This is a genomic window from Aquabacterium sp. OR-4, from assembly GCF_025290835.2.
Classification (GTDB): domain Bacteria; phylum Pseudomonadota; class Gammaproteobacteria; order Burkholderiales; family Burkholderiaceae_C; genus Pseudaquabacterium.
This window is the reverse complement of the sequence record NZ_JAOCQD020000001.1, coordinates 2493222-2513466: the sequence shown is the minus strand read 5'-3', so window position 1 is coordinate 2513466 and position 20245 is coordinate 2493222. Positions and strand designations below refer to the sequence as shown.

Below are 20245 nucleotides of genomic sequence, written 5' to 3'. Positions count from 1 at the left end.
CGACGTGGGGGCATCTTCTCAGCCCCGCCGCACCCGCAGCAGCTCGTCGAGGATCAGGCCGATGGCGCCGGCGGTGATGGCGGCATCGGCCACGTTGAAGGCCGGAAAGAAGCCGCCATGGAACATCGGCGCCAGCCAGTCCCAGTGGAACTGCAGGAAGTCGATCACGTGGCCGTGCAGCAGGCGGTCGATGACATTGCCGATGGCGCCGCCCAGGATCATCGTGATCGCAAAGCAGAACAGGCGCTGCTCGGGGTGGCGGCGCAGCATCCACACGATGAACACCGAGGCCACCGCGCCCAGGCTCACGAAGAACCAGCGCTGCCAGCCCGAGGCGCCGGCCAGGAACGAGAAGGCGGCGCCGCTGTTGTGGGCGCGCACCAGGTCGAAGTAGCTGGTGAGGCTGAGCACGTCGCCCAGCGCGAAGCGGCCCACGATCAGGGTCTTGCTGAGCTGGTCGGCCACGATCACCAGCAGGGCCAGGCCCAGCCACAGGGCGAGCGAGGTGGACGTGGCGCGGGTGGCGCGGAGCGGGCGGACGGAGCGCTTGGCTGAGGACATCGGCGGGCCGGCGACAGCGGCCGGCAACGGGAGCGGAAACGGCCGCTACTGTAGCGCCGACCGCAGCCACCCCCGCCGCCGCCCGCCCTGGCCGCAGACATGACAGTGGTGTGAACTGGCCCCCGCCGAGGCGGGTTTTCAAGCCTTTGCCGCTGACGGGCTGGGCGAAGCTAGCGCCATGGATGTGCGGCATGCGCACATGCCGAGCAAAACACCCGGTCACGTTGGGAGAGCTGTCATGACCATGGCGAATCTGGATTTCACGGTGCGCCTCGTGCGCGGCGAGCGCGAGCTGCGCGAGGTGTGCGCGGTGCGCGCCCACTCCTACGGCCACCATGTGCCCGATCTGCAGGCCGGGCTGCTGGTGCCTGACGCCACCGACCGCCAGGCCGGCACCGTGGTGCTGGTGGCGCGCGACAAGGCCAGCGGCCGGGCCATCGGCACGGCGCGCATCCAGCGCAACCATCCGCAGCCGCTGGCCATCGAGGCCAGCGTGGCCCTGCCCGAGGCGGTAGCCGGCCAGACCCGCGCCGAGATCACCCGCCTGGCCATCGTGCCCGGGGCCGACGGCCTGGTGCGGCCGATGCTGGTGAAGGCCTGCTACCTGTATGCGGTGGCGGCACAGATCCGCTGGCTGGTGATCGGTGCGCGCAGCGAGGCGCTGATCCGCATCTACCGCGGCCTGGGTTTTGCCGATCTGCTGCCGGGCAGCGGCCGCGTGCCGCTGGCCCATGCCGGCGGCCTGCCGCACCAGGTGCTGGCCTTCGACGTGGTGGCGGCCGAGCGCACCTGGCATGCACTGCAGCACAACCTGTACCCGTTCATGGTGCAGACCTGGCACCCCGATCTGCAGCTGGTGGCCGAAGCCGCGGTGGACGAGGCGGCGCTGGGCCTTGCCGCCTGACAGGGGTGAACGCGCCTGCGGCGCGGGCTCAGGGCGCAGGTGAGGGGCCCGGGGCGGCGTCGGCCGCAGGGCCCGGCATCGGCACCAGCGGGCTGCGCCGCACCATCGCATCGCGCATCGCCTGGGCCAGCTGCTCGGGCGTGAAGGGCTTGCCCACCACCTCGTCCATGCCGCTGTCGAAGCAGGCCTTGCGCTCGGCGTCGGTGGTGGTGGCGGTGAGCGCCAGGATCGGGATGCGCGGCAGGCCCAGCGCCCGCTCCTGACGCCGGATCTCGGCGCTGGCCGCCAGGCCGTCCATCAGCGGCATGCGGCAGTCCATCAGCACCAGCTCGGGCCGCTCGGTCTCGCGCAGTGCGTGGCCCACCGCCTGCTTGCCGTCGGTGACACGCTCGCTGCGCACGCCCAGGCCGTCGAGGAAGGCGTGCACGATCAGCGCATTGACCTCGTCGTCTTCGGCCACCAGCACGCGGCGTGGCAGTCGCGCATGCGGCGCGGCACCGGCGGCGTGCCCATCCACCGGGCTGGCCGGCGGCAGCAGCGGCTCGACCGTGAAGCGCGCACCGCGGCCGGGCAGGCTGCTGACCTCGATGTCGCTGTGCATGGCCTGGGCAATCTCGCGGGCGATGGTCAGGCCCAGGCCCACGCCCTCGGTGGACGGCCCCACGCGGCCCTCCTGGCCCTGCTGGAAGGCCTGGAAGATGCGCGACTGCAAGGCCACGTCGATGCCCTCGCCGGTGTCGGTGACGCTCAGGCGCACGCGTTCGGGTGCGGCCGCCGGGCCGGCCTCCAGCGTGATCGAGCCGCGCTCGGTGAACTTCACCGCGTTGCCCAGCAGGTTGTTGAGCACCTGGCGCAGGCGCGCCGCGTCGCCGCGCACCCATTGCGGCCGCCGGAAGCCCAGGCGCAGCGAGAAGCTGAGCCCCTTGTCGGCGGCGCGCAGCGCAAACACCTCGGCCACCTGGTCGAGCAGGGCGGCCAGGTCGAACGGCTCCTCGCGCAGCACGAAGTGCCCGGCGCCGATGCGCGAGACCTCCAGCAGATCGTTGATCAGTGCCAGCAGGTGGGTGCCCGAGTCTTCCACCAGCTCGAGCCGGCGGGTGTTGAGCGGGTCGCGCGACTCCAGGTGGATCAGCCGCGTGAGGCCCAGCATGCCGTGCAGCGGCGTGCGCAGCTCGTGGCTCACCTTGGCCAGGAAGCGGTCGCGCTCGGCGCTGCGGTCTTCGGCCAGTTTCAGCGCGTCCTCCTTCTGGCGCAGCAGCGCCGCGGCATGCAGGCGCAGCAGCATGGCACCGGTGAGCTGGCGCGAGGTGCCGTAGGCGGTGCTGAGCAGCAGCGCCGCCAGGATCAGCTGGCCCGGGGCGCCGAACCAGCCCACCTCATCGTGGCGCAGCGCCAGGCCCATGGCCATCGGCAGCAGCATCGGCACGGTGTAGGCCGCGGTGGCGCCCAGGCGCACCTGCAGGCCGAAGGTGGCCACGCAGCTCACGCCGTCAAGCGCCGCGGTGGCCAGTGCCGCCACCGGCACCGGGCCATGCACCAGGTGCCAGCCGGCCAGGCCCCACAGCCCGCCATCGAGGGCCAGCATGGTCAGCATCAGCTGCTGCCAGCGCGGGCTGATGAAGCCCGGGTGCGTCTGGCGGTCGGCATGGCGCACGTACAGCTGGGCCAGCACGATGCGCGAGACGGCCACCGCCAGCTTGGCCAGCAGCCAGCCCAGCAGCAGCGTGTCGGCCACGGTGCCGCGCAGGTGCCACACCAGCAGCGCCGCAAAGAGCATGGCCGCCACCGTGCCCACCCGGGTGTGCAGCAGCACCATGCGCAGCTGCTCATGGGTGATCTGCGCGCGCTGGCCGTCGCTGAGCGCAAGTCCCAGGTCAAGTGCAGCGCGATCGAGCGCGGGCCGGATCGGCCAACGGTCACGGGGGGTCAGCTCAGGCTCCCAGCAGAGGTGGCGTGGCCACTGCGGCGCTGGCGTGCTGCCGTTGCCAGGCCGAGGGCCGGGTCAGTATCGCCCAGAATGCACGGGCTCGGAGGGGCCCTCGGCAGCGGCGCCGCAAGCCCCGCTTGCGGGGCCCTGGCGGTGCAAACAGGGGATTGCCAAGCGCCGGCCGGGCGGCCGCGCGCGCGGTGGCATCATGCGGCGCTCGTTGATCGACGCTTTTCGCAGCACCCCACGAAGGGGCCGCCCAACGCTGCCAAACCCATGGACGCCATCACCAATCCCCTGCTGCTTGACGCCGACCAGGCGCTGGCCCTGCCCGCCTTCGACCGCATCCGCGCCGAACACTTCGGCCCCGCCTTCGAACGTGCCATGGCGCTGCACCGCGCCGAGATCGCGGCCATCGTCGCGCACGGCGCGCCGCCCGACTTCGACAACACCGTGGCCGCCTTCGACCGTGCCGGTGCCTTGCTGAACCGGGTGGAGGCGGTGTTCAGCAACCTCACCGCCTCGGCCACCACGCCCGAGCTGCAGGCGGCGCAGCGCCAGCTGGCCGGCCCGGTGGCGGCGCACTGGAGCGCGGTGCACCAGGATCTGGCGATGTTCGCGCGCATCGACGCCGTGCACGCCGGCCTGCAGGGCGGCAGCGGGGCGGGTGCCCTGACGCCCGAGCAGCGGCGCCTGGTCGAGCGCCTGCACCGCGACTTTCAGCGCGCCGGTGCGCAGCTGCCCGACGCGGCCCGCGCTGAATTTGCCGCGCTGGCCCAGCAGCATGCCCAGCTGACCACCCGCTTCGGCCAGAACGTGCTGCACGACGAGGCCAACTTCACCCTGCCGCTGCCCGACGAGGCGGCCATGGCCGGCCTGCCGGCCTTTGTGCGTGCGGCAGCACGCCAGGCGGCGGCCGAGCGCGGGCTCGAGGTGCCGGTGATCACGCTGTCGCGCTCGCTGATCGTGCCCTTTCTCGGCTACTCCGAGCGGCGCGACCTGCGCGAGACCGCCTGGCGCGCCTGGGTGGGCCGCGGCGAGCAGCCGGGCGAGCACGACAACCGCGCGCTGGTGCGCGACATCCTGGCGCTGCGCCGGCGCCAGGCGGCGCTGATGGGCTGTGCCAACTACGCCGACTTCAAGCTCGCCGACACCATGGCCCAGACGCGCCAGCGGGTGTGGGCCCTGCTCGACGAGGTGTGGCAGCGCGCCGTGCCGGCGCTGGCGCGCGAGCGCGAGCTGCTGGCGGCGGCCATGGCCCAGGCCGGTGTCAGCCACGCGCTCGAGGCCTGGGACTGGCGCTTCTGGGCCGAGCGGGTGCGCCAGCAGCACTACGCGCTCGACGATGCCCAGCTCAAGCCCTATTTCGCGCTGCCCAACATGGTGGCGGCGGCCTTCGAGTGCGCGCAGCGCCTGTTCGGCATCGTGCTGCGCCGGCGCGCCGACCTGCAGGCCTATCACCCCGATGTCGATGTGTACGAGGTGCTGCCTGAGGCCGGCGGTGCGCCGATGGGGCTGTTTCTGCACGACAACTTCTCGCGCCCGGCCAAGCGCAGCGGCGCCTGGATGAGCTCGCTGGCGGTGCAGCACCGCAACGGCGACGCGCCGGGCGGCGTGGTGGCGCCGGTGGTGCTCAACAACAACAACTTCGCCAAGTCGGCGCCTGGCCAGCCCACGCTGCTGTCGCCCGAGGATGTGCGCACGCTGTTCCATGAGTTCGGCCATGCGCTGCACGGCCTGCTGTCGGACGTGGGCTACCGGCGCGTGTCGGGCACGCGGGTGCTGCGCGATTTCGTCGAACTGCCCTCGCAGCTGTTCGAGCACTGGGGCACCGAGCGCGAGGTGCTGCGTCGCCATGCGCGCCACTGCCAGACCGGCGAGGCCTTGCCCGATGCACTGATCGACCGGCTCGAGGCCGCGGGCCGCTTTGGCCAGGGCTACGAGACGGTGCGCTACACCGCCAGCGCCATCGTCGACCTGGCCGCGCACGAGCAGGGCGAGGGCGATGCGCCGATCAGCGACATCGTGGCCTTCGAGCAGCAGGTGATGCAGGCCCGCGGCCTGCCGGCCGCGGCCGGCCTGAACCACCGCCTGCCGCACTTCCAGCACCTGTTCTCGGGCGACAGCTATGCCGCCGGCTACTACGTCTACCTGTGGGCCGAGGTGCTGGAGGCCGATGCCTTCGACGCCTTCACCGAAGCCGGCAGCGCGTTCGACGCGGCCACCGCGGCGCGGCTCAAGGCCTGCATCTACAGCCGTGGCGACAGTGTGGAGCCGGGCGCCGCGTTTCGCGCCTTCCGCGGCCGCGACGCGGTGATCGAGCCGATGCTGCGCGGCCGCGGCCTGATCTGAACCAGGCCCCGGGCTGTGACGACCGCGCGGGCGCCGGCTGGCCGGCGGCGCGCGGCCGGCTACACCGGTGGATTGGCGCTGCCTTCGGGCAGCGGCCCGGGCAGCGGCGCGGGCTCAAGGGCTGCCGTGGCGGGTGGGGTGTCCGCCGGGCCGAACAAGGTGTCCAGCGCCTGCAAGAAGGCGGTCATCTCGAGCGGCTTGGTCCAGTAGCCGTCGAAGCCCGCCGCCTGCGCGCGGCGGATGTCCTCGGGCATGGCATTGGCCGACACCGCGATGCAGCGGATGGCGGCCGTGGCCGGATCGGCGCGCAGGCGCGCCAGCACCTCGTGGCCGTCCATGTCGGGCAGGTGGATGTCCAGCAGGATCAGCTGCGGCCGCTGGGCACGGGCCTCGGCCAGGCCGCTGGCGCCGTCGACGGCGCCGATGAAGTGCAGGTCGGGGCGGCGCGCCACCAGCTCCTGCACGATCAGCATGTTGACCTCGTTGTCCTCGATGTAGAGCAGGCGGCCGTTGCCGCCGCGCTGCGCCGGCAGGCCGTCGCCCAGGCGCACTGCGGGGCCGGCCTGCGGCGGTGGCTCGGCCATCGGCAGGCGCACCTCGAAGCTGCTGCCTTCGCCCAGCCGGCTGTGCACGCGCACCTGGCCGCCCATCTGCTCGACCGCACTCTTCACGATGGCCAGGCCGATGCCGGTGCCGGCGATGCCGTCGCGCTCGGCGCCCAGGCGGTTGAAGGGCTCGAACATGCGCGCGATCTGGTCCTCGGTGAGGCCGCGGCCGGTGTCGTGCACGGTGAGCACCCGCTGCATGCCGGCGGGTCCCTGGGCGGTGCGGGTGCGCACCGTCACGCGGCCGCCGGGGCGGTTGTACTTGATGGCGTTGCTCAACAGGTTCAGCAGCACCTGGCGCAGGCGCACCGGGTCGGCCTGCACCCAGCCGTCCACGGTGTCGAGGTGCAGGCTCACGCCGAGGTCGTGGCCCAGCAGCTCGACCAGCGGCACGGTGCCGCGCACCAGCGGCGCCAGCTCCACCGCCTGCAGCTGCTGCGGCAGCTCGCCCGACTGCAGGCTGGACAGATCGAGCACATCGTCGATCAGCGACAGCAGGTGGCGGCCCGAGGTCTGCACCTGCTCGACGCGGCGGCGCCAGACCTGCGGATCGCTGTCGGTGCCGTCGTGCAGCAGCAGCTGGGTGAAGCCCAGCACCGCGTTCAGCGGCGTGCGCAGCTCGTGGCTGATGCGCGCCAGCAGGCGCGACTTGGCCTGGCTCTCGCGCTGGGCCAGCGCGCGCTCCTGGCGCGCTTCGTCGGCCAGGCGGGCATCGGTGCTGTCCCAGTTGATGCCGATGCGGCGCAGCGGCCGGCCCAGCTCGTCGCGCACCGCGGTCGAGCGCGAGGTCAGCCAGCGCACGCTGCCATCGGGCCAGATCACCCGAAACTCGTGCTGCGAGGGCTGGTCTTCGCCGAGTGCGCGCAGCAGCTCGGCCTGGCTGCCGTCGCGGTCGGCCGGGTGCAGCCAGTGCTGCCACTCCTCGCGGTGCACCGGCCCGGGCCGCGGCTCGAGCCCGCGCAGGCGGAACATCTGCGCGTCCCACCAGCACTGCTGGCCGCTGGCATCCACCTCCCAGGTGCCGATGCCGGCACCGCGCGCGGCGAGCGCGGCGCGCTCGGTGGCCTCGCGCAGCCGGGCCTCGGCGGCATGGCGCTCGGTCACGTCCAGGGCCACGCCGTAGAGCCGGCGCTGGCCGTCGGGGCTGGTCTCGACCGCGCTGCGCGTGGCCAGGCGGCGCAGGCTGCCATCGGGGCGCACCACGCGCAGATCCAGGTCGATGCGGCCGTCGCGGCGCGCCAGCATCGTGGCAAAGCCCTCGCGCACCGCGTCGCGGTCCTGCGGGTGCACATGCTGCTGCAGGTAGTCGTCCAGGTGCGGCGGCATGGCGTCGCCGGGCAGGTCGTGCAGCGCGTACATCTGCGCGTCCCACTGCAGGCGCTGGGCCACCGGCGCATCGGGGTTGGAGCTCCACACGCCCACGCCGGCGGCCATGGTGGCCAGCTCGAGCCGGCGGGTCAGCGCCAGCGCGCGCTGCTGCTCGTCGAAGTGCTCGGTGAGGTCGAGTGCCACGCCGGCCAGGCCACGCAGGCGGCCGCGCTCGTCGCGCCAGGCCGTGCGCCGCACCATCAGCCGCCGCCAATGGCCATCGCCCAGGTACAGGCGCAGCACGCAGTCCAGCGGCGCGCCGCCGCGCAGTGCCGGGCGGTCGGCCAGGCCGGGCGGCTGCAGCAGCGCCAGATCATCGGGATGCACGCGCTGCAGCCACTGCGCCATGGGCATGCCCTGGGCCGGCGGCGCCAGGTCCATCAAGGCCCAGCTGCGCGCATTGGCCACCAGCCGGCCCTGGCCGCGCGGCAGGCGCCACGAGGCCACCTCGGCCAGGGCCACCGCCTGGCGCAGGGCCGACGGGTCGTCGTCCAGGCCGGCCGTATCGGCGGGCGCTGCAGCGGTGGGGGAGGGTGGGCGTGGGTTCGGCATCGTGGTTTGGCGCCGATTTCCGGCGCGCGAAGTCTACGGTGAGCGCAAGGCTTGCGCGCACGGCCACCGCCGTGTTGGCCGCGGGCCGCGCCGGCATCAACCCGCGGCTGCAGCGCGCGCCTGCAGGCCTGCAGGGGGGGCTGGCCCACAATCGCCGTCCGGCCGGGCCTTGTGCTTGGCCGTGTTTGCGAGCCGTCTCCTGCTTCATCCGTTCCTTCTGCGCCTGCCCGTGCCATGACCCTGCCGCCGCCCCTGACCGCCCTGTCCGACCTCGATGCCCAGCTGGCCGGCAGCGGCTACGCGGTGCTGGATGCCGAATCGCTGGCGCGCTGCGTGGGGGTGCGCAGCCACGAGCTGGCCGCCTGGGCCCCGCTGTGGCACGACCTGCCGCCCGACCAGCACCTGAAGGACGGCGGCCGCTACCGGCGCCGGCGCCACGGCTGCTTCGTGCTCCAGCCCGGCGCGCCGGGCCACGAGCCAGGCCAGGGCCAGGGTGTGATGCAGGCCGTGCCGCACCGCGCGCACTGGCAGCCGGTTGAATACAACGCGCTGCATGGCGGCATCGAGCGCTGGTTTGATCCGCTGCCGGCGGCCATGGCCGAGGCGCCGGCCTGGTCCCGGCTGCTGGGCGGGCTGGCGCAGCAGGCCGCGCGCCTGCGCGGCGGCGCCGACCAGCCCTGGTACGTGGAAGCGCACCCCTTTCGCATCGATACCACCGACGGCATCGGCCGGCCCACGCCCGAGGGTGCGCACCGCGACGGCGTCGAGCTGGTGGTGGTGATCCTGGTGGCGCGGCAGGGCATCAAGGGCGGCGAGACGCGGGTGTTCGACGCGCGCGGCCCGCAAGGCGTGCGCTTCACGCTGGCCGAGCCCTGGAGCGCGCTGCTGCTCGACGACACCCGGGTGATCCACGAATCCACCCCGATCCAGCCGATCGATGCCGCCGCCGGGGGCTACCGCGACACGCTGGTGCTCACCTTCCGCCGCGGCGGCTTCCAGGGCCCGGCGCTGTGAGCCAGGGCCTGCGCCGCGCCGGCCGCCCGTGATGAGCCGGCACTGGATCGGCATCGACTGGGGCACCACCCACCGGCGGGCCTGGTGGTTCACCGATGGCCTGCTGCAGCGCCAGCTGGCCGATGACCAGGGCCTGCTGGCCGCAGCGCCGCACTTTGCCCCGTCGCTGGCAGCGCTGCGTGCCCGCCTGGGCGCGCCGCTGGAGGCCACGGTGGTGATGGCCGGCATGGTGGGCAGCGCCAGCGGCTGGCAGGCCGTGCCCTACCTCGACGCCGGCCGGCCGCTGGCCGACTGGGCGCAGCAGCTGGTGCCGGTGGCCGGACAGGCGCAGTGCTTCATCGTGCCGGGCTGCTGCTGGCGCGAGGCCGGCGCCGAGGCGGCGGTCGACGTGATGCGCGGTGAAGAAACCCAGTTGCTGGGCGCCTGGCAGCTGGCACCGCAAGACGGCTGGGCGCTGCTGCCCGGCACCCACAGCAAATGGGTGCTGCTGCAGGGCGGCGCCGTGCAGCGCCTGCACACCTACCTGAGCGGCGAGCTGCATGCGCTGCTGTCGGCCGGCGGCACGCTGGCGCCACTGCTCGCTGCCCAGGCCGGCAGCGATCCGCTTGACCGTCCCGAGGCCTTTGCGCAGGGCGTGCGGGCCGCGGGACGGGCGGCGCTGAGCCGGGCGCTGTTCGGCCTGCGTGCCCAGGTGGTGACCGGCGCGCTGGCGCCCGAGGCGGCGGGCGCCTACCTCAGCGGCCTGCTGCTGGGTGCCGAATGGCACGAAGCCCTGGCCCGCGGCCTGGCCGCGCAGCAGCCGGTGCGCCTGATCGGCAGCCCGGCCCTGTGCCGCCTGCATGCGCGCTGCGCCGAACTGCTGGGCCGCCAAAGCCTCACGCTGGACATCGAGGCGGTGCAGACGGCCGCCTGGCGGGCGCTGGGCGCCGGCGCAGCGGGCGAGCCCGGCGCCGGGCCGGCTGTGGCGCCGGGTGGCACCCAGGCCACCGCGCTGCCGCGGCCCTGATCCACCATCGCCAGCCCGCCTTGTGAGCCGAGTCCCTGCCCAGATGAACGACACCGCGCCCCTGGCCAGCACCGCGCTGGCCGCCGACCGCCCCGTCACCGCCGACCGCCCCGAGCGCCCCGCCTGGCCCCCGGCCCAGCCCTTGGTGGCCATCCTGCGCGGCCTGCCGCCAGCCGACGCCGCCGCGGTCGGCCAGGCCTTGTTCGACGCGGGCTTTCGCACGCTGGAGGTGCCGCTCAACCGGCCCGGGGCGCTGGAAAGCCTGGCCATCCTGGCGGCCATGGCTCCTGCCGATGCCCTGGTGGGCGCCGGCACGGTGCTGGACACGGCCCAGGTCGATGCGGTGGCGGCGGCCGGTGGGCGGTTGATCGTGATGCCGCATGCCGATGTGGCGGTGATCCGCCATGCCCGCGCGCATGCCGCCGGCCTGCGCGTGGCGCCGGGCGTGTTCACCGCCACCGAAGCCTTTGCGGCGCTGGCCGCGGGGGCCGATGCCCTGAAGCTGTTTCCGGCCGAGGTGCTGCAGCCGGCCGGGCTCAAGGCCTTGCGCGCGGTGCTGCCGGCCGAGGTGCCGCTGTGGCCGGTGGGCGGGGTGTCGCCCGGCAATCTGGCGGCCTGGCGCGCCGCGGGCGCCCACGGCGCCGGCCTGGGCTCGGCGCTGTACCCCGAGGGCGCCGGCGCGGCCGAGGTGGCCACGCGCGCGGCGGCCTTCATCGCGGCCTGGCGGGGCGGCCAGGCCGGCTGAGCCGCAGGGCGCGGCCGGCCTGCCGGCAAGCCGCCCTGGCCACAAAGCGCAAAGCCCACCGCAAGGGTGGGCTTCGATCAGCCAGGATGCAGACGGGCCGCGCAGCGCGGCCGGCCGATCACTTCAGCTTGATTTCCTTGAACAGGACGTGCTTGCGCGCCTTCGGATCGAACTTCATGAATTCGAGCTTCTGGGGCGTGGTCTTCTTGTTCTTGTTGGTCGTGTAGAAGAAACCGGTACCCGCGGTGGATTCCAGCTTGATCTTTTCGCGTCCGCCTTTGGTGGCCATGGTGTGCTCCGAGAGTGCGTGGGGTTAGCGAACGGCGATCAGAGCGCGTTCTTGGCGCGCAGGTCGGCCACGACGGCGTCGATGCCCACCTTGTCGATGAGGCGCAGCGCCGCGTTGGTGATGCGCAGGCGCACCCAGCGGTTCTCGCTCTCGACCCAGAAGCGGCGGTACTGCAGGTTGGGCAGCCAGCGGCGCTTGGTCTTGTTGTTGGCGTGGGAAACGTTGTTACCCACCATCGGGCCCTTGCCCGTGACTTGACAGACGCGTGCCATGACGCTTCTCCAGACTCTGAATGACTGTTGCAGGCACGGCAGCCAGAGCACGGGAAGTGGACACTGCGGTCCGCGTCGCCTGGTGGCTGCCCTTCGAATTGCGATCTGAGCCGACCCCGTTTGGGGCTCGCTTGGAACCCGCGTGGAACGCAGGTGTTGCCCTGAAAAATCAAAAGCAACGCGCCGGCCGAATTCGGCAAAGACGATGATTATAGCCAGAAATCGCCAGGCGGGCCAAACAGCGCTTTTGCAATGGCCCGGGCGCGCGCCGGGCCGCGCTGAGCCGGCCCGCGTCCGCCCGGCGGGTGAGCCCGCGCACCCGCGAGCCCGGGAGCCCCGGCTTCAGCCCTGCTGCTCGAGAAAGCGCTGGGCGTCGAGTGCCGCCATGCAGCCGGTGCCGGCCGAGGTGATGGCCTGGCGGTAGATGTGGTCCTGCACATCGCCGGCGGCAAACACGCCGGGCACGCTGGTCATCGTGGCCAGGCCGTTGAGGCCCGAACGGGTGACGATGTAGCCGTCCTTCATCTCCAGCTGGCCCTGGAAGATCTCGGTGTTGGGCTGGTGGCCGATGGCGATGAAGCAGCCCTTGAGCGCGAGCTCTTCGCTGGCGCTGCCGTCCACGGCCTTCAGGCGCACGCCGGTCACGCCGCTGGGGTCGCCCAGCACCTCGTCGAGCACGCGGTGGGTGTGCAGCACGATCTTGCCGGCCGCCACCTTGTCCATCAGCTTGTCGATCATGATCGGCTCGGCGCGGAACTTGTCGCGGCGGTGCACCAGGTGCACGGTGCTGGCGATGTTGGACAGGTACAGCGCCTCCTCGACCGCGGTGTTGCCGCCGCCCACCACCGCCACCACGTCGCCGCGGTAGAAGAAGCCGTCGCAGGTGGCGCAGCCCGACACGCCGCGGCCCATGAAGGCCTGCTCGCTGGGCAGGCCCAGGTACTTGGCCGAGGCGCCGGTGGCGATCACCAGCGCATCGCAGGTGTAGGTGGCCGAATCGCCGGTGAGGGTGAACGGGCGCTTCGAGAAGTCGACCTGGTTGATGTGGTCGAACACGATCTGCGTGTTGAAGCGCTCGGCGTGCTTCTGGAAGCGCTCCATCAGCTCGGGGCCCTGCACGCCCATCACGTCGGCGGGCCAGTTGTCGACCTCGGTGGTGGTCATCAGCTGGCCGCCCTGGGCCATGCCGGTGACCAGCAGGGGCTTCAGGTTGGCGCGGGCGGCGTAGATGGCCGCGGTGTAGCCGGCCGGGCCGGAGCCCAGGATCAGCAGCTGGGCGTGGGTGGGAGTAGCGCTCATGGTGAAACTCGGTTGATGGCCACCAGCGCGGGTTGGCCGGGGCAAGGCGCAAATTCTGTCACGCGGGCTTGTCCGGCGTGGCGCAGGGCAATCAATCGGCACAATAGAGAAATCCGTACAGAAATGCGGTGGTATGTCGCCGTTGCTTTGCGTTACGGCGCGTCGAAACCACCAGCACACTGCCGGCACACGGTAGGAAGGGAATCACGATGTCGATGTTGAGCAACCTGGATCTGATCCGGCGCGTGCCACTGTTCTCGATGCTGACCAATGATCAGGCGCAGGCGATCGCCGACAGCGTGGTCAAGCGGCGTTTTCGCCGCGGCGAGCTGGTGGTGGAGCAGGGCCGCAAGAGCAACGCGCTGTTCATCCTGCTCAACGGCCGGGCCCGCGTGCTCACCGCCGACAACCGCGGCCGCGAGGTCATCCTGGCGGTGCTGGAGGCCGGCGACTACGTGGGCGAGATGAGCCTGATCGACAACGAGGCGCATTCGGCCACGGTGCGCTGCGAGGTGCAGACCGACATGCTGATCCTGGGCCGCGCCGATTTCCAGCGCTGCCTGCCCGAGCATTCGTCGCTGAGCTATTCCATCCTGCGCGGCCTGGTGCGGCGCCTGCGCCATGCCGACCGGCAGATCGAATCGCTGGCGCTGCTGGACGTGTACGGCCGCGTGGCGCGCACGCTGCTGGAGATGGCCGAAGACGTCAACGGCGTCAAGATCATCCGCAGCAAGGTGTCGCGCCAGGACATGGCCAAGGTGGTGGGCGCCTCGCGCGAGATGGTCAGCCGGGTCATGAAGGACCTGGAGGAGCGCGGCGTCATCGAGACCCAGGAAAACGGCTCGGTGATCATCAAGGAACGTGCTACCCAGGAGTAGCCCGAGGGCAGGCCCGGCGCGCCGCACGGCGTGAGCCGGTTCCGCCTGAATCCACGGCGCGCCGCACGGCGTGAGCCGGTTCCGCCTGAATCCCCGGCCCGCCGCCCGGCGTGAGCCGGGGGTGGCACATCCCCATGCGCCACAATCCGGCGCATGACTTATCCGCTCGGTTCCCTGCGCGGCGAGGGTGCTGCGGGCCTGGCCTCGCAGCGCAGCGCTGACGCGGCCGCCACGCCCTCGCGCCTGCGGGCGCAGTTCGCGCTGCTGGTGGGCGGCCTGCTGTGGCTGCTGGCCCTGCTGGCCCTGGCCACGCACAACGCCGCCGACCCCGGCTTCTCCACATCGGGCACGGGCGGCGCCACCGCCAACCGCGCCGGCCTGCTGGGGGCCTGGTTCTCCGACCTGAGCCTGTTCGTCTTTGGCTACTCGGTGTGGTGGCTGATGCTGGCCAGCGCGCGCGCCTGGCTGGCCACGCTGGCGCGCTGGCTGCGTGGCGAGCAGGGCGCCGACGCCGTGAGCCGCCCCGAGTGGGCCGTGTGGCTGGGCGTGGCGATGCTGATGCTGGGCAGCTGCGGCCTCGAATGGACGCGCCTGTACCGCCTGGACGGCATCCTGCCCGGGGGCCAGGCCGGTGGCGTGCTGGGCGCGGTGGTGGGCCAGCTGTCGATGAAGTGGCTGGGCTTTGCCGGCTCGGGCGTGCTGTGGATCGCGCTGGGCGTGGTGGGCGCGGCGCTGGCGCTGCAGTTCTCGTGGGCCCGCGCGGCCGACCGGCTGGGCACCGCCATCGAGGGCCTGTGGCAGCGCCGTGAGCAGGCGCGCGAGGTCAAGGAAGACCTGCGCATCGCCGAGGAGATGACCCGCGAGCGCGAGCAGGTGGTCGAGGAAGACCGCGCCGAGATCGAGGACCACGTGCCCATCGTGATCGAGCGCGAGGTGGTCGAGGTGCCCAAGAGCGCGCGCGTGGCCAAGGAGCGCCAGCAGCCGCTGTTCAAGGAAATCTCCGACACCAAGCTGCCGCAGGTGGACCTGCTCGATTCGGCGCCCGCGCGCCAGGACTCGGTGTCGGCCGATTCGCTGGAGATGACCAGCCGGCTGATCGAGAAGAAGCTGCGCGACTTTGGTGTGGAGGTGCGCGTGGTGGCGGCCAGCCCGGGCCCGGTGATCACGCGCTATGAGATCGAGCCGGCCACCGGCGTGAAGGGTTCGCAGGTGGTGAACCTGGCCAAGGACCTGGCGCGCGCGCTGTCGCTGGTGAGCATCCGCGTGGTCGAGACCATTCCCGGCAAGAACACCATGGCGCTGGAGCTGCCCAACGCCAAGCGGCAGATGATCCGGCTGGCCGAGATCCTGGGCAGCGAGGTCTACAACAGCGCGGCCAGCCAGCTCACCATGGGCCTGGGCAAGGACATCATCGGCGCGCCGATGGTGGCTGACCTGGCCAAGATGCCGCACTGCCTGGTGGCCGGCACCACCGGCTCGGGCAAGAGCGTGGGCATCAACGCGATGATCTTGAGCCTGCTCTACAAGGCCGAGGCGCGCGATGTGCGCCTGATCCTGATCGACCCGAAGATGCTGGAGATGAGCGTCTACGAGGGCATTCCGCACCTGCTGTGCCCGGTGGTCACCGACATGAAGCAGGCCGCCAACGCGCTGAACTGGTGCGTGGGCGAGATGGAGCGGCGCTACAAGCTCATGTCCAAGATGGGCGTGCGCAACCTGGCCGGCTACAACAAGAAGATCGACGAGGCCGCGGCGCGCGAGGAGAAGATCCCCAACCCGTTCAGCCTGACGCCCGAGGAGCCCGAGCCGCTCGAGCGCCTGCCCTACACGGTGGTGGTGATCGACGAACTGGCCGACCTGATGATGGTGGTGGGCAAGAAGATCGAGGAGCTGATCGCCCGCCTGGCGCAAAAGGCGCGCGCCGCCGGCATCCACCTGATCCTGGCCACGCAGCGGCCCAGCGTGGACGTGATCACCGGCCTGATCAAGGCCAACATCCCCACGCGCCTGAGCTTCCAGGTCAGCAGCAAGATCGACAGCCGCACCATCCTCGACCAGATGGGTGCCGAGGCGCTGCTGGGCCAGGGCGACATGCTCTACCTGACGCCCGGCGGCGGCATCCCGGTGCGGGTGCATGGCGCCTTCGTCAGCGACGACGAGGTGCACCGCGTGGTCGAGTACCTCAAGAGCCAGGGCGAGCCCAACTACATCGAGGGCATCCTCGAGGGCGGCGTGCTCGATGGCGATGCCGACGGCGGGGGTGGGCCTGGCGGCGGCGGTGGCGGCGGCGATGCCGAGAGCGACCCGATGTACGACCAGGCCGTGGCCGTGGTGATCGAGCACAAGAAGGCCAGCATCTCGCTGGTGCAGCGCCATCTGCGCATCGGCTACAACCGCGCCGCCCGCCTGCTGGAACAAATGGAGAAATCCGGTCTCGTATCCAACATGGCCACCAACGGCAACCGCGAACTGCTGCTGCCCAAGCGCGACGAATGAGACACGCCCCCACCCCGATGCGGCCCATGCGCCGCGGCCTGCTGGCCCTGGCCGCCGTGGCGGCGCTGGCGGCGCTGGCCGCCGGCCCGGCGCGCGCCGATGCCGTGGATGCGTTGCGCGAGTTCGTGCGCGACGTGAAGACCGCGCGCGCGCAGTTCACGCAGACGGTCAGCTCGCCCGATGGCGCCAGAAAACGAATCTCGTCGGGCAGCTTCGCGTTCCAGCGGCCCGACCGCTTTCGCTTCGCCTACGAGAAGCCCTACCAGCAGCTGATCGTCGGTGACGGCCAGAAGGTGTGGCTGTTCGATGCCGACCTGAACCAGGTGACGGTGCGCGCGGCCGACAAGGCCGTGGGCGGCACGCCGGCGGCGCTGCTGGCCGGCGGCGGGCTCGAGCGCGACTTCAACCTCAAGGCGCAGCCGGCCGCCGATGGTCTGGACTGGGTGCTGGCCACGCCCAAGGCGGCCGAAGGCACGGTGCGCCAGCTGCGAGTGGGCTTCAAGGGCCGCGAGCTGGCGGCGCTCGAGATCACCGACAGCTTCGGCCAGCGCTCGCTGCTGCAGTTCAGCGGCCTGCAGCAGGGGCTGGTGCTGCCGGCCGAGACCTTCCGCTTCGAGCCGCCCAAGGGCGCCGAGCTGATGACGCAGTGAGCCGCCGGCGCGGGTGGCGCCGGCGCGGCGCTCAGTGCGCGAAGTGGTCGGTGAGGCCCATCTCGGGGCTGCTCATCATCTGCTCGATGTCCAGCAGGATCAGCATGCGCTCGACATCGCCGCTCTTCACCGTGCCCAGGCCGGTGATGTAGCTGGCGTCGATGCTGCCGTGGAACTCGGGCGCCGGCTTGATCTGCTCGCCGCCCAGGTCGAGCACGTCGCTGACCGAGTCGACCACGATGCCCACCGTGCGGTTGGCCACGTTGAGGATGATGACCACGGTGAACGCGTCGTAGCGCACCTCGTCGAGCGCAAAGCGCACGCGCATGTCGACTATGGGCACGATCACGCCGCGCAGGTTGACCACGCCCTTCATGAACTGCGGTGCGTTGGCAATGCGGGTGGGCGACTCGTAGCCGCGGATTTCCTGCACCTTCAGGATGTCGATGCCGTATTCCTCGGCGCCGAGCTTGAACGACAGAACCTCTCTTGGCGCCCCGCGCACGGCAGACTGCGCAGCGTGGTTGACGGCTTGGGATTCGACGGCGTTGATCGCGCTCATGGCTGGTCCTCGCGGGCTGAACGGCGGCACTTCGGCCGCCCGGATGAAAGTTGGCAGCATGATCGCGCCATGGCCGCCCGGGCAAAGGCGTGAAAAGGCCGGGCCGCGGCGGCCAATTCGGCGCTGCGACAATGCGGCCATGACCCGCTCGCTGGCCGCTGCACCGCAGGATTCGCTGTTCGACCCCGCGCCGCTGCCGCCCGCCGCGGCCGCCCCCGGTTCAGCGTCGGCGCCGCTGGCAGGCCAGGCGACGGCGCAGGCGCTTGCCCAGGTGCCGCTGGCCGAGCGCCTGCGCCCGCACCAGCTCGACGAGGTGATCGGCCAGTCGCACCTGCTGGGCGAGGGCAAGCCGCTGCGCCTGGCCTTCCAGTCGGGCCGGCCGCACTCGATGATCTTCTGGGGCCCGCCGGGCGTGGGCAAGACCACGCTGGCGCGCCTGACCGCGCATGCCTTCGAGTGCGAGTTCATCGCACTGTCGGCGGTGTTCTCGGGCGTCAAAGACATCCGTGCCGCGATGGAGCAGGCGCAGGCGCACCTGTCGCGCGGCCAGCGCACGATCCTGTTCGTTGATGAGATCCACCGCTTCAACAAGTCACAGCAGGACGCGCTGCTGCCGCATGTGGAGTCGGGCCTGTTCACCTTCATCGGCGCCACCACCGAGAACCCGTCCTTCGAAGTGAACTCGGCGCTGCTGTCGCGTGCCCAGGTGTATGTGCTGAAGTCGCTCGACGAGGCCGAGCTGCGCCAGCTGCTCGAACGCGCCCGCGCCAGCGCGCTGGCCGACCTGGCCTTTGACGAGGCCGCCATCACCACCCTGGTGGGCTACGCCGACGGCGATGCGCGCCGCCTGCTGAACCTGCTGGAGCAATGCCACACGGCGGCCGGAGCGGCCGGCCGCAGCGCGGTGGACGCGGCCTTCGTCACCGATGCGCTGAGCCTCAACGCGCGCCGCTTCGACAAGGGCGGCGACAACTTCTACGACCAGATCTCGGCGCTGCACAAGTCGGTGCGCGGCTCCAGCCCCGACGGCGCGCTGTACTGGCTGAGCCGCATGCTCGATGGCGGCGCCGACCCGCGCTACCTGTCGCGCCGCATCGTGCGCATGGCCTGGGAGGACATCGGCCTGGCCGATCCGCGCGCCATGCAGATCGCCAACGACGCCGCCGCCACCTTCGAGCGCCTGGGCAGCCCCGAGGGCGAGCTGGCGCTGGGCCAGGCGGTGGTCTACCTGGCCATCGCGCCCAAGAGCAATGCCGGCTACAACGCCTACAACGCCGCGCGGGCCTTCGTGAAGGGTGACGGCAGCCGCGAGGTGCCGGTGCACCTGCGCAATGCCCCCACCCGGCTGATGAAGGAGCTGGGCTACGGCCACGCCTACCGCTATGCCCACGACGAGCCGCATGCCTATGCGGCCGGCGAGACCTACCTGCCCGACGGCATGCCCGAGCCGCACTGGTACCAGCCGGTGCCGCGCGGCCTGGAGGCCAAGATCGCCGACAAGCTGGCCTTTTTGCGCCAGCTGGACGAGGCCGCCGGCAAGCCTTGATCGGCCTGGCCATGCGGGATGCCCCGCGCGGCCGAACAAGCCTCGGCGAGAGTCGTCTGTTTCCGAACAATGTTCGGCCACGAGCGGGGAACTACCGGGCATCTGCCCGTTACCCCCTGCCTACAATCCCGCCCAGTTTGCAGCGGCCGATGCGGCCCGCCGGGCCGGCTCCGGCCGGCTTCTTGCTAACGACAACACCAGACGACGACAAGCCCGGGCCCTACCGGCCGCGATCCTGCGGCGCGGTGCACCGGCAGGCCCTCAGGAACGGAGACCCTCCGCCATGGACATCTTTTTGCAGCAGGTCATCAACGGTCTGGTGCTCGGGAGCATGTATGCGCTCGTGGCACTCGGCTACACCATGGTCTACGGGATCATCAACCTGATCAACTTCGCCCACGGCGAGGTGCTGATGGTGGGCGCGCTCACCAGCTGGACGGTGGTGATGGTGCTCAAGGACGCCGGCCTGCCCGGCTGGCTGCTGCTGATCATCTCGCTGCTGGCGGCCATCGTGGTGTGCGCGGTGCTCAACTTCGCGATCGAGAAGATCGCCTACCGGCCGCTGCGCAATGCGCCGCGCCTGGCGCCGCTGATCACCGCCATGGGCATGAGCCTGCTGCTGCAGACCCTGGCCATGATGATCTGGAAGCCCAGCACCAAGCCTTATCCGATCCTGCTGCCCAGCGACCCGTTCTTCATCGGCGGCGCGGTCATCAACACCACGCAGATCCTGATCCTGGGCGTTACCGCCATCACGCTGGCCGGGCTGATGTACCTGGTCAACAAGACCAAGCTGGGCCGCGCGATGCGCGCCACCGCCGAGAACCCGCGCGTGGCCGCGCTGATGGGCGTCAAGCCCGACATGGTGATCTCGGCCACCTTCATCATCGGTGCCGCGCTGGCGGCGCTGGCCGGCGTGATGTACGCCGCCAACTACGGCACCGTGCAGCACACCATGGGCTTCCTGCCCGGGCTGAAGGCCTTCACGGCGGCCGTGTTCGGCGGCATCGGCAACCTGGCCGGCGCGGTGGTGGGCGGCGTGCTGCTGGGGGTGATCGAGGCGCTGGGCTCGGGCTACATCGGCGCGCTCACCGGTGGCGTGCTGGGCAGCCAGTACTCCGACATCTTCGCCTTCGCGGTGCTGATCCTGGTGCTCACGGTGCGGCCGCAGGGCCTGCTGGGTGAGCGGGTCGCAGACCGGGCTTGATGGCCAAGAAGG

17 protein-coding genes are annotated in these 20245 nt (G+C 71.6%); 10 read left to right on the top strand and 7 right to left on the bottom strand.

The window, feature by feature from the left end; translation table 11 throughout:
* Positions 1–18: 18 nt before the first annotated feature.
* Positions 19–561 (bottom strand): signal peptidase II, encoded by a 543-nt coding sequence (gene lspA / locus N4G63_RS10850; RefSeq protein ID WP_260788433.1) that lies wholly within the window; start codon positions 559–561, stop codon positions 19–21.
* Between the two features lie 238 nt (positions 562–799).
* On the opposite strand from lspA, the gene N4G63_RS10845 reads away from it, so the two are divergent.
* Positions 800–1465 (top strand): N-acyl amino acid synthase FeeM domain-containing protein, encoded by a 666-nt coding sequence (locus N4G63_RS10845; RefSeq protein ID WP_260788432.1) that lies wholly within the window; start codon positions 800–802, stop codon positions 1463–1465.
* Between the two features lie 28 nt (positions 1466–1493).
* Here N4G63_RS10845 and N4G63_RS10840 read toward each other — a convergent pair whose 3' ends face one another.
* A complete protein-coding gene (locus N4G63_RS10840; RefSeq protein WP_260788431.1) occupies positions 1494–3281 on the bottom strand; it encodes an ATP-binding protein in 1788 nt (595 codons plus the stop codon).
* A 387-nt stretch (positions 3282–3668) separates the two neighbouring features.
* Here N4G63_RS10840 and N4G63_RS10835 point away from each other — a divergent pair, with 387 nt between their 5' ends.
* Positions 3669–5744: a M3 family metallopeptidase gene (locus tag N4G63_RS10835; protein ID WP_260788430.1), complete on the top strand. Its 2076-nt coding sequence runs from the start codon at positions 3669–3671 to the stop codon at positions 5742–5744.
* Positions 5745–5803: 59 nt separating this feature from the next.
* Here N4G63_RS10835 and N4G63_RS10830 read toward each other — a convergent pair whose 3' ends face one another.
* Positions 5804–8269, bottom strand: a complete 2466-nt coding sequence (locus tag N4G63_RS10830) for a PAS domain-containing protein (protein ID WP_314599663.1) — start codon at positions 8267–8269, stop codon at positions 5804–5806.
* A gap of 234 nt (positions 8270–8503) precedes the next feature.
* Between N4G63_RS10830 and N4G63_RS10825 the strand changes: the two genes are divergently transcribed.
* Genes N4G63_RS10825 through N4G63_RS10815 form a run of 3 tightly spaced genes read left to right on the top strand, consistent with a single transcriptional unit; the run spans position 8504 to position 11034 of the window.
* Complete coding sequence (locus N4G63_RS10825) at positions 8504–9283, top strand: 2OG-Fe dioxygenase family protein (RefSeq protein WP_260788428.1); 780 nt, start codon at positions 8504–8506, stop codon at positions 9281–9283.
* A 31-nt stretch (positions 9284–9314) separates the two neighbouring features.
* On the top strand, positions 9315–10289 hold the full coding sequence (locus N4G63_RS10820) for a 2-dehydro-3-deoxygalactonokinase (protein WP_260788427.1): 975 nt from the start codon (positions 9315–9317) through the stop codon (positions 10287–10289).
* A 43-nt stretch (positions 10290–10332) separates the two neighbouring features.
* The gene (locus tag N4G63_RS10815) at positions 10333–11034 is read left to right on the top strand and encodes a 2-dehydro-3-deoxy-6-phosphogalactonate aldolase (RefSeq protein ID WP_314599662.1); all 702 of its coding nucleotides are present in this window, start codon (positions 10333–10335) and stop codon (positions 11032–11034) included.
* A gap of 118 nt (positions 11035–11152) precedes the next feature.
* Here N4G63_RS10815 and rpmG read toward each other — a convergent pair whose 3' ends face one another.
* The 3 genes from rpmG to trxB all read right to left on the bottom strand — a co-directional run bounded on the left by rpmG (position 11153) and on the right by trxB (position 12894).
* Entirely contained in the window at positions 11153–11323 is a 171-nt protein-coding gene (rpmG, locus tag N4G63_RS10810) for a 50S ribosomal protein L33 (protein WP_260788425.1), read from the bottom strand.
* Between the two features lie 38 nt (positions 11324–11361).
* Entirely contained in the window at positions 11362–11595 is a 234-nt protein-coding gene (gene rpmB, locus N4G63_RS10805; protein ID WP_260788424.1) for a 50S ribosomal protein L28, read from the bottom strand.
* Positions 11596–11937: 342 nt separating this feature from the next.
* On the bottom strand, positions 11938–12894 hold the full coding sequence (gene trxB, locus N4G63_RS10800) for a thioredoxin-disulfide reductase (RefSeq protein ID WP_314599661.1): 957 nt from the start codon (positions 12892–12894) through the stop codon (positions 11938–11940).
* A gap of 209 nt (positions 12895–13103) precedes the next feature.
* Here trxB and N4G63_RS10795 point away from each other — a divergent pair, with 209 nt between their 5' ends.
* The 3 genes from N4G63_RS10795 (at position 13104) to lolA (ending at position 16918) form a co-directional block, all read left to right on the top strand.
* Positions 13104–13772: a Crp/Fnr family transcriptional regulator gene (locus N4G63_RS10795; RefSeq protein ID WP_260788422.1), complete on the top strand. Its 669-nt coding sequence runs from the start codon at positions 13104–13106 to the stop codon at positions 13770–13772.
* Positions 13773–13925: 153 nt separating this feature from the next.
* The gene (locus N4G63_RS10790; protein WP_314599660.1) at positions 13926–16268 is read left to right on the top strand and encodes a DNA translocase FtsK; all 2343 of its coding nucleotides are present in this window, start codon (positions 13926–13928) and stop codon (positions 16266–16268) included.
* Positions 16265–16918 carry an outer membrane lipoprotein periplasmic chaperone LolA gene (lolA, locus tag N4G63_RS10785; protein WP_443112025.1) on the top strand — a complete coding sequence of 218 codons (654 nt, stop codon included), beginning with the start codon at positions 16265–16267 and terminating at the stop codon, positions 16916–16918. Before N4G63_RS10790 ends, lolA begins: the two co-directional genes overlap by 4 nt.
* A gap of 31 nt (positions 16919–16949) precedes the next feature.
* On the opposite strand, the gene N4G63_RS10780 is transcribed toward lolA, so the two are convergent.
* Positions 16950–17480 (bottom strand): chemotaxis protein CheW, encoded by a 531-nt coding sequence (locus tag N4G63_RS10780; protein ID WP_260788420.1) that lies wholly within the window; start codon positions 17478–17480, stop codon positions 16950–16952.
* A 139-nt stretch (positions 17481–17619) separates the two neighbouring features.
* Between N4G63_RS10780 and N4G63_RS10775 the strand changes: the two genes are divergently transcribed.
* Positions 17620–19026 (top strand): replication-associated recombination protein A, encoded by a 1407-nt coding sequence (locus tag N4G63_RS10775; protein WP_260788419.1) that lies wholly within the window; start codon positions 17620–17622, stop codon positions 19024–19026.
* 283 nt (positions 19027–19309) lie between these two features.
* Positions 19310–20233 (top strand): branched-chain amino acid ABC transporter permease, encoded by a 924-nt coding sequence (locus N4G63_RS10770; protein WP_260788418.1) that lies wholly within the window; start codon positions 19310–19312, stop codon positions 20231–20233.
* Positions 20234–20245: the final 12 nt, after the last annotated feature.